Annotated in this window: 12 protein-coding genes; 6 read left to right on the plus strand and 6 right to left on the minus strand. The window is 73.0% G+C overall.

Annotated elements, in window-relative coordinates; genetic code table 11:
* Positions 1–11 precede the first annotated feature (11 nt).
* Entirely contained in the window at positions 12–767 is a 756-nt protein-coding gene (locus tag BM290_RS01850) for a class I SAM-dependent methyltransferase (RefSeq protein WP_177319535.1), read from the plus strand.
* Here BM290_RS01850 and BM290_RS01855 read toward each other — a convergent pair.
* From BM290_RS01855 to BM290_RS01865, 3 genes are read right to left on the minus strand one after another with little or no spacing between them, the layout of a single operon-like run.
* The gene (locus BM290_RS01855; RefSeq protein WP_093609224.1) at positions 745–2,100 is read right to left on the minus strand and encodes a glucose-6-phosphate dehydrogenase; all 1,356 of its coding nucleotides are present in this window, start codon (positions 2,098–2,100) and stop codon (positions 745–747) included. The two genes, BM290_RS01850 and BM290_RS01855, sit on opposite strands and share 23 nt — an antisense overlap.
* Entirely contained in the window at positions 2,097–2,819 is a 723-nt protein-coding gene (locus tag BM290_RS01860; protein ID WP_093609226.1) for a response regulator, read from the minus strand. The genes BM290_RS01855 and BM290_RS01860 overlap by 4 nt, the downstream gene beginning before the upstream one ends.
* On the minus strand, positions 2,816–4,369 hold the full coding sequence (locus BM290_RS01865; protein ID WP_093609228.1) for a sensor histidine kinase: 1,554 nt from the start codon (positions 4,367–4,369) through the stop codon (positions 2,816–2,818). The genes BM290_RS01860 and BM290_RS01865 overlap by 4 nt, the downstream gene beginning before the upstream one ends.
* 83 nt (positions 4,370–4,452) lie before the next feature.
* On the opposite strand from BM290_RS01865, the gene BM290_RS01870 reads away from it, so the two are divergent.
* The 4 genes from BM290_RS01870 to BM290_RS01885 all read left to right on the plus strand — a co-directional run bounded on the left by BM290_RS01870 (position 4,453) and on the right by BM290_RS01885 (position 11,158).
* The gene (locus tag BM290_RS01870) at positions 4,453–5,811 is read left to right on the plus strand and encodes a cation:dicarboxylate symporter family transporter (protein WP_093609230.1); all 1,359 of its coding nucleotides are present in this window, start codon (positions 4,453–4,455) and stop codon (positions 5,809–5,811) included.
* 215 nt (positions 5,812–6,026) lie between these two features.
* The gene (locus tag BM290_RS01875; protein WP_093609232.1) at positions 6,027–9,341 is read left to right on the plus strand and encodes a TIR domain-containing protein; all 3,315 of its coding nucleotides are present in this window, start codon (positions 6,027–6,029) and stop codon (positions 9,339–9,341) included.
* Between the two features lie 72 nt (positions 9,342–9,413).
* Complete coding sequence (locus tag BM290_RS01880; RefSeq protein WP_093609872.1) at positions 9,414–10,391, plus strand: ATP-binding cassette domain-containing protein; 978 nt, start codon at positions 9,414–9,416, stop codon at positions 10,389–10,391.
* Entirely contained in the window at positions 10,388–11,158 is a 771-nt protein-coding gene (locus BM290_RS01885) for an ABC transporter permease (protein WP_093609234.1), read from the plus strand. Before BM290_RS01880 ends, BM290_RS01885 begins: the two co-directional genes overlap by 4 nt.
* Here BM290_RS01885 and BM290_RS01890 read toward each other — a convergent pair.
* Positions 11,144–14,419: an ATP-binding protein gene (locus BM290_RS01890; protein WP_239143309.1), complete on the minus strand. Its 3,276-nt coding sequence runs from the start codon at positions 14,417–14,419 to the stop codon at positions 11,144–11,146. The genes BM290_RS01885 and BM290_RS01890 overlap by 15 nt on opposite strands.
* Before the next feature lie 202 nt (positions 14,420–14,621).
* Between BM290_RS01890 and BM290_RS01895 the strand changes: the two genes are divergently transcribed.
* Positions 14,622–15,245, plus strand: coding sequence for a hypothetical protein (locus BM290_RS01895; protein WP_143133566.1), 624 nt, complete (start codon positions 14,622–14,624; stop codon positions 15,243–15,245).
* Here the strand turns inward: BM290_RS01895 and BM290_RS01900 are convergent.
* Both BM290_RS01900 and BM290_RS01905 read right to left on the minus strand, forming a co-directional pair.
* Positions 15,227–15,898 carry a potassium channel family protein gene (locus BM290_RS01900; protein WP_239143308.1) on the minus strand — a complete coding sequence of 224 codons (672 nt, stop codon included), beginning with the start codon at positions 15,896–15,898 and terminating at the stop codon, positions 15,227–15,229. The genes BM290_RS01895 and BM290_RS01900 overlap by 19 nt on opposite strands.
* Entirely contained in the window at positions 15,891–17,237 is a 1,347-nt protein-coding gene (locus BM290_RS01905) for a TrkH family potassium uptake protein (RefSeq protein WP_093609238.1), read from the minus strand. The genes BM290_RS01900 and BM290_RS01905 overlap by 8 nt, the downstream gene beginning before the upstream one ends.
* Between the last annotated feature and the right edge of the window lie 105 nt (positions 17,238–17,342).

The raw sequence follows: 17,342 nt of genomic DNA on the forward strand, positions 1-17,342 counted from the left end.
ATAGTGGGCGCATGCCCACTACACCTGATCCCCGGCGGATCGCCCAGTCGTTCGGCGTCGACGCCGCGCGCTACGACCGCGCCCGGCCGCGCTATCCGGCCGCCCTGATCAGCCGTCTCGCCGAGAGCGGCCCCGAGGTCCTCGACGTGGGCACCGGCACCGGCATCGTGGCCCGCCAGCTGCGCGACGCCGGCTGCCGGGTGCTCGGCGTCGAGCCCGACCCGCGGATGGCCGAGGCCGCCCGCGCACACGGCCTCACCGTGGAGGAGTCCCGGTTCGAGGAGTGGGACCCGGCCGGGCGCACCTTCGACACGGTCGTCGCCGGGCAGACCTGGCACTGGGTGGACCCGGCCGCCGGCTCGGCGCAGGCGGCACGGGTGCTGCGGCCGGGCGGCCGGCTGGCGCTGTTCTGGAACGCCTACCGGCCGCCCGCCGAGCTGGCGGCCGCGTTCGGCGAGGTCTACCGGCGGGTCGCCCCGAGCCTGCCGTTCGACCCGTGGCAGGTGGCCGACCCCTACGCGACCGTCGCGGAGAAGACGATCGCCGGGATCGGGCCGGAGTTCACGGCGCCCGAGGTGTGGCGGTACGAGTGGGAGCACGAATACACCCGCGAGGAGTGGCTCGACCTGGTGCCGACCGCCGGTGGCCACACACTGCTGCCACCGGCGGAGCTGTCCGCGTTGATCGACGGCCTGGGCGAGGTGACCGGCGAGCGGTTCACCATGCCCTACACGACGGTGGCGGTCACAGCGGTAACGGCAGGGTAGGGCCGCTGGAGCCGGCCGGGTACTCGCGCAGCGGCACCGCGCCGGAGTGCCACGCGTCGATGACCGGCTCGACGATGCGCCAGCACTGCTCGGCGGTGTCCGCCCGGACCGACAGGGTCGGGTCGTCGGCGAAAACGCCGCGCAGCACCTCCCCGTACGCCGGAAGATCGCCCTGACCGAAGTCGGCGCCGAGCGTGACCGGATCGAGCTCGAACGGATCACCCGGGCCGTTGATGTTGAAGTCGAGGGCCAGGTGGTCCGGGCCGAACCCGATCCGCAGACGATCCTGCTGGTCACAGCCGCGCAGGCCGTCCGGCACCCGCGGGGGCCGCTTGAAGGTGATCACCGCCTCCTTGCGGCTGTCGCCGACCGCCTTGCCGGACCGCAGCCGGAACGGCACGCCCGCCCAGCGCCAGGTGTCGACGGCCAGCACGATCTCGGCGAGCGTCTCGGTGCCGCGCGACGGGTCGACGCCGGGCTCGTCGGCGTAGTCGGGCAGCTTGCGCCCGTCCAGGTCACCGGCGGTGTAGCGGGCGCGCAGGCTGCTGGTGGCCGGGTCGTCCCACAGCCGGGTGGCGCGCAGCACGTCGGCCTTGCGGTCCCGGAACTCGGCGGCGGCCAGCGTGAACGGCGCCTCCATGGTGAGCAGCGCGAGGATCTGCAGCAGGTGGCTCTGGATCATGTCGGCCAGCGCGCCGGCCTTGTCGTAGTAGCCGGCCCGCCCCTCCAGAGCCAGGTTCTCGTCGAAGACGATCTCCACCGACTCGACGTGGGTGGCGTCCAGGACCGGCTCGAAGATCCGGTTGGCGAACCGCAGGCCGAGGATGTTGAGCACCGTCGACTTGCCGAGGAAGTGGTCGACCCGGTGCACCCGCTCCTCCGGCACGAGACGGGTGAGCAGCGCGTTCAGCTCGGCGGCCGCGGCGCTGCCGGTGCCGAACGGCTTCTCCAGCACCAGCCGGGTGCCGGGCGGCAACTCGACGCCGAGCAGCGCCTCGCAGGCCTTCGCGGTGACCGCCGGCGGCAGCGCGAAGAAGATCACCGCCGGGCCGCGCGCCTCGCCCAGCAGCCGCCGCAGGTCGTCGGTGTGGGTGACGTCGGCGGTTATCCAGCGGGCCCGGCCGGCGACGTCGACGGCGGCCGGGCCGGCCTCGCCGAACGAGTCGTGGACGCGCTGCCGCCAGCGCGCGTCGTCCCAGTCGTCGGTGGCGGCGCCGATCAGCGTCAGGCCGGGCACGTGCCCGGCGGTGAGCAGCGCGCCGAGGCCCGGCAGCAGCAGCCGGGCGGTCAGGTCGCCGCTCGCGCCCAGGATGATCAGGGTCTGGTCCGTCATGGACCGTGGGTACCCCCGGAGGCCGGACGGTACTCGACCTCCGGGCGGCCCGGTCCGCCGTACCGCGGGCTGCGCACCACCCGGGCCGCGTCGGCGAGATGCTCCAGGTAGCGGCGCGCGGTCACCCGGGACGTGCCGGTGCGCGCGCCGACCTCGGCCGCCGACAGCCCGGCCGGCGCGGCGGCCCGCAGCGCGGTCAGGATAAGGTCGAACGTCTTCGGGTCCAGTCCCTTGGGGAGGGTGTCCGGCGGGGCGCCGCGCAGGGTCGCGAACACCCGGTCCACCTCGTGCTGGGCGGCCACCTCGGCCGACCCGGCCAGCTGGCGGCGGTACTGGGCGTACCGGTCGAGCTTGTCGCGGAACGCCGCGAAGGTGAACGGTTTCAGCAGGTAGTGGGTCACCCCGAGAGCGACCGCCTGACGGATCATGGCGATGTCCCGGTTCGAGGTCACCGCCAGCACGTCGGTGCCGCTGCCCGCCGCGCGCAGCGCCCGCGCGACCTCCAGACCGTGCTTGTCGGGCAGGTTGAGATCCAGCAGGACCAGATCGACCGGGTGGGCGCGCAGCCGGGTCATCGCGTCCCGCGCGGTGTGCGCCACCCCGACGACCACAAAACCTTCGACCTTCTCGGTGTACGCGCGATGCGCCTCCGCGATCAGCGGCTCGTCGTCGACCACCAGGACCTGGATGGGTGCACGATCGCTCGCGAGCTCGCTCATGACGGCACCGGCAACCGGACACTGATCACGGCTCCACCCTCTCCGGCGGTGTGGATGTCGTAGCTTCCGCCGTACCTCTCCGCGACCTGCCGGACCAGCGACAGACCGATGCCGTGGCCGTCCCCCTTGGTCGACCAGCCGCGCCGGAAGGCGCTCGCCGCCTGATCGGGGCTCAGCCCCGGGCCGTTGTCGCGGACCCGGACCAGCACCTCGCCGTCCTCCTCCCGCACCAGCACACCCACCCGGCGTGGCAGCGGCGTCTCGGCGACCGCCTCGAGAGCGTTGTCGATCAGGTTGCCGACCACCGTGATCAGGTCGCGGCCGCGCAGCAGCGAGCCGGTCAGCCGGGACTCGCCGTCGATGGTCAGCTCCACGCCACGCTCACCGGCCTGCGCCGACTTGCCGAGCAGCAACGCCGCCAGAGCCGGCTCCTCGACCGCGCCGACGACCTGGTCGGTGAGCTGCTGCGCGACCGCCAGCTCGGCCGTGGCCAGCGCGATCGCCTCGTCGGCGCGGCCCAGCTCGACCATGGTGAGGACGGTGTGCAGCCGGTTCGCGGCCTCGTGCGCCTGCGCCCGCAGGGCCTCGGTCAGCCCGCGCACCGAGTCCAGCTCGCCGGTCAGCGAACGCAGCTCGGTGTGGTCGCGCAAGGTCAGCACGGTGCCGAGGGTGCGGCCGTCGAACCGGGTCTCCCGCCGGCTCGCCACCAGCACCCGGTCACCGATCAGCACCGGCTCGTCCACTGTGGGGCGACGCTCGGTGATCAGGCCGGCCACCTCCGGCGGCAGGTCGGCGGGCCCGTCGGCCTCCACGCCCAGCAGACGGCGGCCCTCGTCGTTTATCAACGTCACCCGGCCGTCCCGGTCGACGACCACGAGACCCTCGCGGACGGCGTGCAGGACGGCGTCGTAGTACTCGTACATCCTGGTCATCTCGGCCGGCCCGAGCCCGTGCGTCTGCCGTCGCAGCCGCCGGCTGAGCAGCCACGACCCGCCCGCGGCCAGCAGCAGCGCGATGCCGGTGGCGATGCCGACGACCGGCAGCTGGGCGAACAGCTCGCGGTTGATCTCGTCGGTCTTGATGCCGACCGAGACCAGCCCGATGATCGCCCGGCTGCCCGGGTCACGGACCGGCACGACGGTGCGGACCGAATCGCCGAGACTGCCCCGGTACTCCTCGACCACCCGCCCGCCCCGCAGCGCCTCGTCGACCGAACCGGCGAACGGCTGGCCGATCAGGCTCTCCGTCGGATGGCTGTACCGGGTTCGGTCCGGGGCCATCACCACGATGAAGTCGGTCTCGGTGGCGCTCCGGGTGGCCTCGGTGAACGGGCGCAACGACGCGGCCGGATCGGCGGACCGCAGCGCGCCGATCACCGACGGCGAGTTCGCCAGGGTCTCGGCCACGGCGATCACCTCGGCCTCCGCGGCGGCCTGCGCGTCCCGGCTGGCCAGCAGCACCGCGCCGGTCGTCCCGATCGCCACCAGCAACGTCACCACCAGCACCTGGAGGGCGAAGAGCTGCCGCGCGATGCTCCATCGTCGTGACAAACCCGGGCCTCGATTCGTTTCGTTCGGGTGAACAGAATGAACGTAACGGTGAAAGCCGCTGAGACCCAGGCCACATTCTCGGCATGACTACCGCTACCCCGCCGGTCAAACGCGACCGCACACACTACCTGTACCTGGCGGTCATCGCGGCCGTCCTGCTCGGCATCGGCGTCGGCCTGCTCTGGCCGGACACCGCGGTCGAGCTGAAACCGATAGGCACCGGCTTCGTCGACCTGATCAAGATGATGATCGCGCCGGTCATCTTCTGCACCATCGTCCTCGGCGTCGGCTCGATCCGGCAGGCCGCCAAGGTCGGCAAGGTCGGTGGCCTGGCGCTCGGCTACTTCCTCACCATGTCGACCGTGGCGCTCGCCATCGGCCTGGTCGTCGGCAACATCATCCACCCCGGTTCGAGCATGCACCTGGACGCCTCGACGGCCGCGGCCGGCCAGAAGGCGGTCGGCACCGAACCGGCCAAGAGCACCGCCGACTTCCTGCTCGGCATCATCCCGGACAGCCTGCTCACCCCGTTCGCGTCCGGCAACGTGCTGCAGACCCTGCTGGTGGCGCTGCTCGCCGGGTTCGCCCTGCAGAGCCTCGGTGAGCGGTCCGAGCCGGTGCTGCGCGCCATCGGCCTGTTCCAGAGGCTGGTCTTCCGGATCCTGGCGATGCTGATGTGGCTCGCCCCGATCGGCGCGTTCGGCGCGATCGCCGCGGTCGTCGGCGCCACCGGCGTGGACGCGCTGATCAGCCTCGCCCAGATCATGCTCGGCTTCTACGTCACCTGCGCGCTGTTCGTATTCGTGGTGCTCGGCTCGCTGCTCTGGGTGGTCGCCCGGATCAACATCTTCAGCCTGCTCAAGTATCTGGGCCGCGAGTTCCTGCTGATCCTGTCCACGTCGTCGTCGGAGTCGGCGCTGCCCCGGCTGATCGCCAAGATGGAGCACGTCGGCGTCAGCCGCCCGGTCGTCGGCATCACCGTCCCGACCGGCTACTCCTTCAACCTCGACGGCACCGCCATCTACCTGACCATGGCGTCGCTCTTCGTCGCCCAGGCGATGGGTGACCCGCTGTCGGTGAGCGAGCAGATCTCGCTGCTCCTGTTCATGATCATCGCCTCGAAGGGCGCCGCCGGAGTCACCGGCGCGGGCCTGGCCACCCTCGCCGGCGGCCTGCAGAGCCACCGCCCCGACCTGGTCGACGGCGTCGGCCTGATCGTCGGCATCGACCGCTTCATGTCCGAGGCCCGGGCCCTGACCAACTTCGCCGGCAACGCGGTCGCCACCGTCCTGATCGGCATCTGGACCCGCGAGTTCGACCGCGAACGCGCCCTGCTGGTCCTGGCCGGCAACGACCCGTTCGACGAGCAGACCATGCTCGACGACGACCACGGCGCCCCGCCCGCCAAGCCCGGGACCGAGCCGGCCACGGCCACCTCCTGATCGCCGGAACCGCCGCCCCGTCGTGTCCCCGGACACGACGGGGCTCCCGTCGAGGGCAACGCCATCCATCCAAGCAGGCCGATCCCGGCCGGGCGCCGGCCCGGGGAGGCGGGCCGGGGGGTTGCCGGTGACGCCCACCTCCGGCGCCGATTTCCCCCGGACGGCACCTGCGTGGAGAATCGATCGGCGCCGACGATCGAACGCGGGGGGCCGGCATGACTTTCAATGGCTTCATCTCGTACAGCCACGCAGCGGACGGGCGGCTGGCGCCGGCCGTGCAGCGTGGGTTGCATCGGCTGGCAAAGCCGTGGAACCGCCGTCGCGCGCTGTGGATATTCCGGGATCAGACAGGTCTGTCGGTGACCCCGGCGTTGTGGTCCTCGATCCAGGAGGCGCTGGACGGCTCGGAGTGGTTCGTGCTGCTCGCGTCACCGGAGGCGGCCCAGTCGCCGTGGGTCAACCGGGAGATCGAGCACTGGATCGCGACGAAACCGGCGAACCGGATCCTGCCCGTGCTGACCGACGGCGAGTGGCGGTGGGACCCGGTGCGCGGCGACCTGTCCGCGGACTCGACGGCCGTGCCGGACGCGTTGCGCGGGGTGTTCGCCGAGGAGCCGCTCTTCCTCGACCTGCGCTGGACCCACGACGACCCCGCCCTCAGCCTGAAACACGCCCGGTTCCGCGACGCGATCGCGCAACTGGCCGCCCCGATGCACGGCCTCAGCAAGGACGAGCTGGAGGGCGAGGACATCCGGCAGCACCGCCAGGCCCGGCGGCTGCGCCGGGGGGCGGTGGCCGCGCTGGCCTTGCTGACCGCGGTGGCGTCCCTGACCGGCGTGGTCGCGAACCGTAACGCCGACCGGGCCGCCTCCGCCCGGGTCGAGGCCGAGCGGCAGACGGAACTCGCCTCGCAGGAGCGCGGCAATGCCGGCCGGTTCGCCGAGGAGGCGCGACGCCAGCAGGAGAACGCCCGCGCGCAGGAGGCCCGGGCCCGGGCCGCCGCCGTGGAGACGAAGACACAGGAGAAGCAGGCACGGGACCAGCGGGCGGCGGCCGAGCGGGCGGCGGCCGAGGCGAAACGGCAGCAGGAGAACGCGCGGAAGCAGCAGCAGCTGGCAAGCCGGTCGCGGGCGCTGGCCGAGGAGCAGCGGGAGGTGGCCCGCGAGCAGCGGGAGCTGGCCGGGCAGGCCGCGCGGGCGACGGAGGGCCAGCGGATGATCGCGGAGCAGCAGCAGCTCCTCGCCGCGCAGGCCACCGCCGAGGCCGAGAAACAGCGGACCATCGCCCGGCGCCAGCAGTGGCTCGCCGAGCAGTCCGCGGCGGAGGCCCGCCGCCAGGAGGCCATCGCCCGGGCGAACGAACAAAAGGCGAAGGAGGCCGCCGAGGAGGCCCGCCGCCAGCAGGAGAACGCCGCGGAGGAGAAGCGGATCACGCTGGTCCGGCGACTGTTCAACCGGGCCACGGCCGCTCTCGACAACGACCCGGCGATGGCGCTCCGGCTCGGGATCGCCGCGGACAAGATCCAGCCCAGCGCCGAGACCCGCGCCGAGCTCGCCGCCCTCGTCACCTCCACCCGCAAGCTCGGCGCGACCGATGAGGTGGTGGCCATGGCCTACGGGGCGAACGACATCATCGCCGTCATCGGGGCCGACTACACCCTGTCACTGTGGAGCGTGGCCGACCCGGCCGTGCCGGTTCGCCTCGTCACGCTCGACGACTTCCCGGTGTTCTCCTTCCTGTCCTTCGGCCGCGACGGCAAGACCCTCACCGTCGTCGGCGGCTGGGACCTCCAGCCGATGCTGCTCGACGTCTCCGACCCGGCCAATCCGGTCACGATCTGCACGGTGCCCACGACGGACGCCGTCCAGGCCGTCCTCAGCCCGGACGGGCGGACACTCGCCGCCGGCGACTTCGACGGGCTGTGGACCCTCTGGGACGTGGCCGACCGGGAGAGCCCCGCCAAGCTCGGCCAGGTCCCGGGCGACGGCCTGACGCCGATCGTGTTCAGCCCCGACAGCCGTACCGTCGTGGCCGCCGGCTTCTCCACCGTCACCGGGAAGGTCTGGGACATCACTGATCGGATGAGCCCGACCCCGCTGGCCACGCTGGACGGCAAGGTTCGGAGGGCCGCCTTCAGCCCGGTGCGGCCGCTGCTGGCCACCCACGACCCCGCGGGAAGCCTCTCGATCTGGGACATGGGTGACCCGGCCAAGCCGAAGAAGCTGTCCTCGCAGGCGGCCCGCGCCATCGAGGTGACGTTCAGCAACGACGGTCTGACCCTGGCCACCAGCGACATCGACGGAACGGCGCGCCTGTGGGACATGACCACGGACACGCCGGTCCACCTCGTCGACGTGAACAGCAACGACGGCGCCGCACTGACGATGGCGTTCAGCCGGGACGACCGGATCCTGTCCACCCTGGCGATCGACGGCACGCTGAGCCTGTGGACCGTCGAGGCGCACGGCGCCCCGAAGGCCGTCGGCCGGGCCACCGGCGAGACCCGGGACGGGGTGATGGCCGCTCTCAGCTCGGACGGCCGGCGCCTGACCACAGCGCACGGCGACGGGACGGCGAGCATCTTCGACGTGTCGAACCCCGCCCGCCCGGTCGAGCGCGCCACCGTGCGGGTCACTCCCAAGATCCTCAACGCGGCGGCGGTCAGCCCCAGCGGCGACATCATCGCCGCCCTCGGCTGGGCATCGGAGGGCTTCGTGACGCTGACCGATCTCAGTGATCCGAGCGCGCCGGCCCCTCTCGGCCGGCTGCCCATCGGGCCCTTCGGTTCACTGCTGACGTTCGGTCCGGACGGCAAGACCCTGGCCGTCATCGAGGGACGCGACGTGGTGCTGTGGGACCTCACCGACCCGCGCAACCCGGTCCGGCTTTCCGAGCTGCCGGGCGGCCGGCTGGCCGGGCCGATGGCCTTCAGTCCCGACGGCGGCACCGTCGCCGTCGCCGAGGGCGAGACGGTCAGTCTGTGGAGCCTGGCCGACCGGTCGAAGCCGGTGCAGACCGGGCGCCTCAAGGGGCACTCCGCCTACCTGACCTCCCTGGCGTTCAGCCCGGACGGGCGGACCCTGGCGACCGGCAGCTCGGACAAGACCGCGGCCTTGTGGGACGTCACCGGCCCGATCCGCCGGCGACAGGCGATCCTGACCGGTAGTACCACGGACGTCGACGTGGTGGCCTTCGACCCGGACGGCCGCACCCTCGCGACCGGCACCAGGGACTCCGTGCTGACGCTCTGGGACGTGGCCGAGCCGTCCACCCCCCAGCGTGTCAGCGGCCTGAAGCGGGCCGAGCTGAGGTCGCGGGCACTGCTCTTCCATCCGGACGGGCACACCCTGTTCACCAGTGGCATCGACACCAGCGGGACACGGGCCGTGGTGTGGGACTACTCGGCCCTGAACGCCCTGCGGGCCGCGCCGTCCAAGACCGCCTGCGCCGTCGCCGGTGGCGGCTTCACCCCGGACGAGTGGGCCGCCTACGTCCCGGAGACGGCGTACCAGCCGACCTGTCCCCGCTGAGACAGCGGAATGTGCGGGCCGTGCCAGGCCGGTGTGCGCGCCGTGCCAGGCACGGCCGTCAGTCTCGACGGCATGGGAACGGAAGATCTGGTGGTGCGCGCCGAAGGGCTGCGCAAACGGTTCGGGAGCACGCAGGCTCTCGACGGGGTGGACCTGCGGATGCGGCGGGGCACCGTGCTGGGGGTGCTCGGGCCGAACGGCGCCGGGAAGACGACAGCGGTGCGGGTGCTGGCCACGCTGCTGCGGCCGGACGAGGGGTCCGCGTTCGTGGCCGGGGTGGACGTGTTGAAGAACCCGCAGGAGGTCCGCCGCAAGGTCGGGCTGACCGGACAGTACGCGTCCGTGGACGAGGACCTGACGGGCGTACAGAATCTGGTGTTGATCGGTCGTCTGCTGGATCTGAGCGGGCGGGACGCGCGGCGCCGGGCCGACGAGCTGCTGGCGTGGTTCGATCTGACGGAGGCCGCGCAGCGGCCGGCGAAGACGTATTCGGGCGGCATGCGCCGGCGGCTGGACCTGGCGGCGAGCCTCGTCGGCCGGCCTGAGGTGATCTTCCTGGACGAGCCGACGACCGGGCTGGACCCGGCGAAGCGCGAGGACATGTGGGGTGTGGTCCGCACCCAGGTGGCGAGCGGCGCGAGTGTGCTGCTGACCACGCAGTACCTGGAGGAGGCGGACGCGCTCGCCGACGAGATCGTGGTGGTCGACCACGGCAGGGTGATCGCGCACGACACCCCGGACGGGTTGAAGCGCAAGGTCGGCGGGCAGACGCTGCGGGTCCGGCCGGCCGATCCGGGCCGTCTGCCGGACGTGCTGCGGCTGCTGGACCTGCTGGCCGCGCCGGGCACGTCGGCGAGCCTGGACGAGAGCGCCGGGTCACGGCCGGGCGCGGTCTCGGCGCCGGTGACGAGCGACGAGTCGCTGGACAAGCTGATCCCGGCGCTGCGTGGCGAGCGGATCGAGGTGACCGAGCTGGCGCTGCATCTGCCCAGCCTGGACGAGGTTTTCCACGCGCTGACCGGACGCACCAAGGCGGAGGAGCTGGTATGACGACGTTGGCCCCGCCGCTCGCGCGGCACAGCGCTGCCCTGGCCAAGCGCAGCCTGATCAAGACGATGCGCACGCCGGAGGCGCTGATCGACGTCACCATCCAGCCGGTGATCTTCCTGCTGCTGTTCACGTATCTGTTCGGCGGCGCGATCACCGGCGACCGCCACACCTACCTGCAGTTCCTGCTGCCCGGCATGCTGGCGCAGTCGCTGGCGATGGGTGGCGTGGCGCTCGGGCAGAACCTGAACGCCGACATCGAGAAGGGCGTGTTCGACAGGTTCCGGTCGCTGCCGATCTCCCGGGCCGCGCCGCTGGTCGGGGCGGTGCTGGCGGACGTGGTGCGTTACCTGAGCGTGTGCGTGGTGCTGCTGCTCTTCGGCTCGATCATGGGCTTCCGGGTGGAGACCGGGTTCCTGCCGGCGGTCGCCGCGGTGGCGCTGTCGATCGGGTTCGGCCTGTGCTTCTGCTGGATCTCGGTGTGGGTCGGCATGATGGTCCGCACCTCGGGCGCGGTGCAGGGCGTGATGTTCCTGCTGGTGCTGCCGCTGACGTTCGGCTCGCCGGTGTTCGTCGCGACGGACACGCTGCCGGGCTGGCTGCAGGCGTTCGTGTCGGTCAACCCGATCACGCCGCTGGTCAAGACGATCCGGGGACTGCTGATCGGCGGACCGGTGGCCGGCCCGCTGACGACCACCCTGATGTTCATGGCCGGGCTGCTGGTGATCTTCGTGCCGCTGGCGCTGCGCGCCTACTCACGCCGGGCCTGAGCCGATGGCGAGCCGCGCGGGGTCGATCAGGCTCTGCGCGGCTGCCGTCTCCAGGTTCCAGCCGGCGGCGTACGCCTCCCCGAACCCCTCCTCGCCCAGAGCGGCCCGGACCCGCGTGGCCACCGTGGTCACGTCGAGGGCGGTGTGGTCGTGGGCGCCGCGCAGCCGGGCCGCCGCGCCGAGCAGCGCCGCCGCCTCACGGGGCAGCCCCCGCTGCACGGCCAGCCCGCCGGCGGCGACCGCGACCAGCGCGAGGATCGGCATGTCCTGCGTCTGCACGGCCGCCGGATAGGCCATGGCCAGCGCCTTCTCGGCGGTGTCGAGATCGTTCCGGCGGACCGCGAGGGAGGCCCGGACGGCGCCGACGATCGCGCAGCCGTGATCGCCGCCGAGCAACAGCCGCATGTCCGCCTCCTCCGGGCCGTCGATGCCCATCCCGGCGCCGGCCCGGTCGATCAGCTCGGTGGCCCGGTCGAGGTCGCCGAGCCAGATCATCATCCCGGCTTCGAGGGCGTCGACGAGCAGCCGCATCTCGCCGGAGTCGGAGCGTTCGGCGCGGCCGCGGGCCTGCGCGATGGCGGCGCGGGCCTCGTCCGTCTCGCCGCGCCGCATGTGCAGGTCGGCCCAGCGCAGGTCGATGAAGATCTCGTCGGCGATGTCGAGGGAGCCGAACTCGGCGGCCAGGCCACGCGCGGCCCGCAGGTCGGCCAGCGCCCCGTCGAGGTCGCCGTCGTACTGCCGGACCAGCGCGCGCAACGGCAGCACGGTGGCCTGCCCCCAGCGGTCGCCGAGAGCGCGGAACCCGTCCAGCGCCGCGGCCGCCTCCCGGCCCATCTGGTCGACGTCGCCGTTGTTCTCGGCGATCTGGGCGCGCATCATGTGCGCCATCGCCGACAGCCAGCGGTCCGGTCCGCCGATCAGGCGGTTGACACGCTGCTCGGCCAGCTCGTTGTCACCGGCGAAGTAGAGGATGAACGCGGCGATCGCCCCGGCCGGGCCGGGCAGCTCCGGGTGCGCGGCGAGCCGGTCGGCGAGGGCCCGGACCCGGTCGCGGCGCTGGGCGGCGGTCTCGGTCAGCAGCCCCGGCTCGGTGCCGGTGCGGTTGAGCACGAGGACCGCCTCGGCGCTGTCGACCGCCACCGGGTCGGCCTCGCCGGGCACGGCCAGCGCCTCGGCCAGCCAGTAGGCGGCGTCCGCGTGCCGGCCGAACATCTGCCAATACCACCCCAGGTCGAGCGCGAGCGACAGCGCGGCCCGGGCGTCCTCGATGTCGCAGAAGTGGCGCAGCGCGGCGAGCGTGTTGTCGTACTCCGCGCGCATCAGCCGTAGCGCCTCCACCTGGGCCGCGGTGCGCAGACGCCGGTCGTACTCGCTGACGAGCACGGCCAGGTGCCGGGCGGCCAGGTCGCGGACGGACTCGAGGGCGCCCTGCTCGGCGAGACGCCCGATGCCGTACTCCCGGATCGTCTCCAGCATCCGGTACCGCCCGCCGGGCGCGAGCTGCAGCAGTGACCGGTCGACGAGCGCGGCGAGCAGGTCGGTGACGGTCGCGGCGTTGCCACTGAGCGCGGCGGCGGTCGAGACGGTGACACCGCCGGGCAGCACGGCGATCCGCTCGGCCAGGGTCCGCTCGTCGTCGGCGAGCAGGTTCCAGCTCCAGGTGATCACCGCGTGCAGGGTCCGGTGCCGCGGCTGGGCCGTCCGGTTCCCGCTGGTCAGCAGCCGGAACCTGTCGGACAGGCCGGCGGCCAGGCCGGCCAGGCCGAGGGTGCGCAGCCGGGCCGCGGCCAGCTCCAGGGCGAGCGGCAGGCCGTCCAGCCCGCGAACGATCCGCACCACGTCACCGACGGTGACGTCGTCGACGGTGAAATCCGGCCGGACCGCGGCGGCCCGCTCGGCGAACAGCCGCACCGCGGGCGCTGCGGCGGCCTCGGCGGCGCCGTCACCGATCGCCGGCAGGCCGAGCGGGCCCAGCGGCACCAGCGACTCGCCGTCGACGGCGAGCGGCTCCCGGCTGGTGGCCAGCACCCGCAGCCGCGGGCAGCGCACGAGCAACGCGCTGACCAGGTGCGCGACCGCGTCGATCAGGTGCTCGCAGTTGTCGACGACGAGCAGGATCTGCCGCCCGTACAGCCCCTCGGCGAGCACGTCGACGTCACCGCGGCCGTCGGCCCGGAGCCGGTTGGGGGTCTCGAACAGCGCCGACCCGCGCAGCCCGGCCGCCGCGACCACGGCGGCGCCGACCTTCGCCGCCTCGGTCACCGACGCGAGATCCACCAGCCAGACACCGTCACGGAACGCGTCGGTCCGGCGCCGCGCGGCCTCCACCGCGAGCCGCGTCTTCCCGGCGCCGCCGGGGCCGAGCACGGTCACCAGACGCCCGGCGGCGAGCAGCGCGTCGATCCGCGCGAGATCGTCGGCCCGGCCGACGAAACTGGTGAGCGGTTCCGGCAGGTTGGTCGGCGGCGGGTCGAATCCCTTCTCCGGTACGGCCGTCGCGCCCCCCGGTCGCGCAAGAGGCGGTGTCCCGCGCAACAGCGTGAGGTGGCGGTCCCGCAGCGCCTCCCCCGGGTCGGCGCCGAGCTGATCGCCGAGCGCGGCCCGCACCCGCTCGTAGACGGCGAGCGCGTCGGCCTGCCGCCCCAGGGCGGTGAGAGCGTCGATGAGCAGCGCCGCGAGCCTCTCGTTCAGCGGGTGCTCGGCGATCGCCCCGGTCAGCCGGGCCGCCGCCCGCTCCGCCGAGCCGAGCGCGATCTCCGCCTCGGCCAGGTCGGCGACCGCCTCGACGAGAACCTGCCCGAGCCGGACCGCCTGCGCCGGCGCGACCTCGGCCAGCTCCGGCGCGAGGTGCCCGCCGACGACGGCCTCGCCGAGCGGACCGGCCGCGCCCGCCGGATCACCGGCCCGCAGGCACTCCCGGCCGGCCGCGGCGAGCCTCTCGAACCGCAGGACGTCGACGTCGTCGGGCTGAACCGCCAGCCGGTAGCCGCCCTCGGCCTGGGTGACGGTGTCGCCGCCACCGAGCATCCGCCGCAGCCGGGAGATCAGCGACTGCAGCGCGTTGGCCGGGTCGGTGGGCTGCTCCTGCGGCCAGAGCGCCTCGACGAGCAGCCCCGGCGCGACCGGCCGGCCCCCGGCGACGGCGAGCCGGGCGATCAGCCCGCGCAGCCGGGCGCCCGAGATCGGCAGCTCAGCGCCGCCACGGGTGACCCGCAGCCCGCCGAGCAGCCGCACCCACAGCCGGTCCCCGTCCCCATTCACGACACCGATCCTGCCGCGCCGCGTCCACCCACCCCAAATCGGGAGCCCCGGTGAGAGCACCACCGGCACTTCGTGCGGGCGTTCATAGCGGGCCGGATGTTCCGGGAGTTCGTGACCGCAGGTTCCGGAAAGGTCGCCCGGACCGGCGGTTCTGCGGCGATCAGGCCTCGGCCGGGCGTCCCGGCTTCCTAGGCTCCACCGCATGCGAAGGATCATTCTGGCGGTCGCCGCGACCGCAGCCGTGACACTGCCCGCCGCCCCCGCGTCCGCGGGGCCGCCCACCCTCGACGACCTGCGGAAAGGGCTGCTGACCGAGGCCGAGGCGCCGGCCGGGTGGCACTCGCTGGGCGAGCCGTCGAACGAGCGGCTGCCCATCCCGCGGAACCGGAGCCTGTGCGAGGACGATCAGCCCGCCGGGGAGGAGTCCGCGACCACGGCGGCGATCGGGTACTTCTCGGAGGACGACGGGACGAGTCTCGCCATGGGCGTCGCCGCGCCGGGCGCCTCCAACGCCCTGGCGTTCATCCAGGCGCTGGAGAAGACGATCACCCGCTGCCCGTCGCAGGGGTCGGGCGACGACCTCACCACGATCACCCGGCTCGAGGTGCCGGCCTTCGGGGACGCCGCGACCGGGGTCCGCGTCGAGGAGACCGGCGACGGCGATCAGGACCGGGACCTGACCGTCGCGGTGACCGACGGCGACGTGCTGGTGGTCTTCGAGATGATCGACGGCGACCGGGCCGACGAGACGGACTTCCTGGCCTTCGTGGACGCGGGGATGCTCAAGCTCGCCGAGGCCGGTGGCGGTCAGTTCTCGGCGGCGTAGGCCTCGACCTTCGCGGTGTCGCCGGCGACGATCAGCACCGCGTTCTCCGGCACCACGGTCTCGGGCCGGGCGTACACGAAATCCTCGCCGGGCCGTTTGGTGCCGACCACCGTGACGCCCCACTTCGACCGCAACCCGATGGCGGCGAGGGTGCGCCCGGCGGCGCCGCGCGGCGCCCGGACCTTGGCGATGGCGAAGCCGTCGTCGAACTCGATGTAGTCCAGCATCCGGCCGGAGATCAGGTGGCCGACCCGCTCGCCCATCTCCGTCTCGGGGAAGACGACGTGGTCGGCGCCGACCGAGGCGAGGATCTTGCCGTGCTTGACGCTGGTGGCCTTGGCCCAGATCTCCGGGACACCGATCTCGGTGAGCGTGAGCACGGTGAGGACGCTGGTCTCCAGGTTGGTGCCGATGCCGACGACGGCCCGGCCGAACTCGTGCACCCCGAGCTGGCGCAGCGCCTCCTCGTCGGTGGAGTCGGCCTCGGCGACCTGGGTGAGACGGTCCGACCAGTCCTGGACGATGCGCGGGTCGGAGTCGACGCCGAGGACCTCGTAGCCGAGCTCGATCAGCGACTCGGCGACGGCGCCGCCGAACCGGCCCAGGCCGATCACCGCGACGTGCGAGCCCGCGGGCAGTTTCTCGTCAGCCAACGAGGGGTCTCTCCTCCGGGTAGCGGTAGTGGCGGCGCCGGGTGTTCAGCGCGATCGCCGTGCCGACCGCGATCGTGCCGACCCGGCCGACATACATCAGCACGACCAGCACGATCTGCGCGGACGGGGGCAGGCCCGGGGTGACGCCGGTGCTCAGGCCGACCGTCGCGAAGGCCGACGTGACCTCGAACAACGCCCGGTCGAACGGGATGTCGTCGGTCAGCGCGTCCAGCGCCACGGTACCGGTGGCGACCAGCGCGACACCCATCAGGGCCACCGTGACGGCCTGCCGCTGGGTCTCCTCGGCGATCCGGCGTTTGCGGATCACCACGTCCGGCTCGCCGCGCATCTCCGCCCAGATCACGTAGCCGAGCAGCATGAACGTGGTCAGCTTGATGCCGCCGGCGGTGCTCGCGCTGCCGCCGCCGATGAACATCAGCCCGTTGGTGACGGCGATCGTCTCGCTGTTCATCCGACTGAGGTCGACGCTGTTGAAGCCGCCGGACCGGGTCATCACGTCCTGCGTGAACGCGGCCAGCATCTTGCCCGGGGTGCTCAGCGGGCCGAGCGTGCCCGGGTTGCGCCACTCGAAGGCCAGGAAGACCAGGAAACCGACGGCCGACAGCACCAGGCTTCCGGCCACCGTCAGGAAGGTGTGGGTCGACCAGCATCCGGGGGTACGCCACTCGCGCGCCAGCTCGAACAGGACCGGGAAGCCGATCGACCCGGCCAGCACGCCGAACGCCAGCGGCAGGCAGATCCACGGATCCGTGACGAACCGGATCAGGCTGTCCGGGTAGAGGGCGAACCCCGCGTTGTTGAACGCCTGCACGGCATGGAACACGGCCTCCCACAACGCGCGGCCGAACGAGTAGCCGTACCCCGCCCACAGACGGACCGTGACCACGACGGCGATGAGCCCCTCCGCGACCGCCATGACCGCCGCCACCCGGACCAGGACGCCGACCATGTTGCCGCCGGTGAGGCCGGCGCTCTCGGCCTGCGCCAGCAGGCGGCCGCGGAGGCCGAGCCGGCGCGAGACCAGCAGGCTGAGCAGGGTGGCCAGGGTCATGATGCCGAAGCCGCCGATCTGCGACAGCACGGTCAGCAGCACGTGGCCGAAGGTCGACCAGTAGGTCGGGGTGTCCACCACCGAGAGGCCGGTGACGCACACCGCGGACGCGGCGGTGAACAACGCGGTGACGAACGGCGCGCTGCCGGGCTCGGCGCGGGCGGCCGGCAGCATCATCAGGCCGGTGCCGGCGATGATCAGGGCGAGGAACGCGAGCGGCACGATTCGAGCCGGGTGCCGCCAGGGTGATCGCGCCCGATGAGTCATATCACCCGATGTGCGCCCGCGCTCGGCGAGGCGTCCCGATCGGCTGGTCACTGCCGCTCCGGGCGGGTGCCGGCTCGACAGCGACGCTACGATGCGGGTACGGCG

This window comes from Actinoplanes philippinensis (genome assembly GCF_900113015.1).
In the GTDB taxonomy this organism is placed as follows: Bacteria; Actinomycetota; Actinomycetes; order Mycobacteriales; family Micromonosporaceae; genus Actinoplanes; species Actinoplanes philippinensis.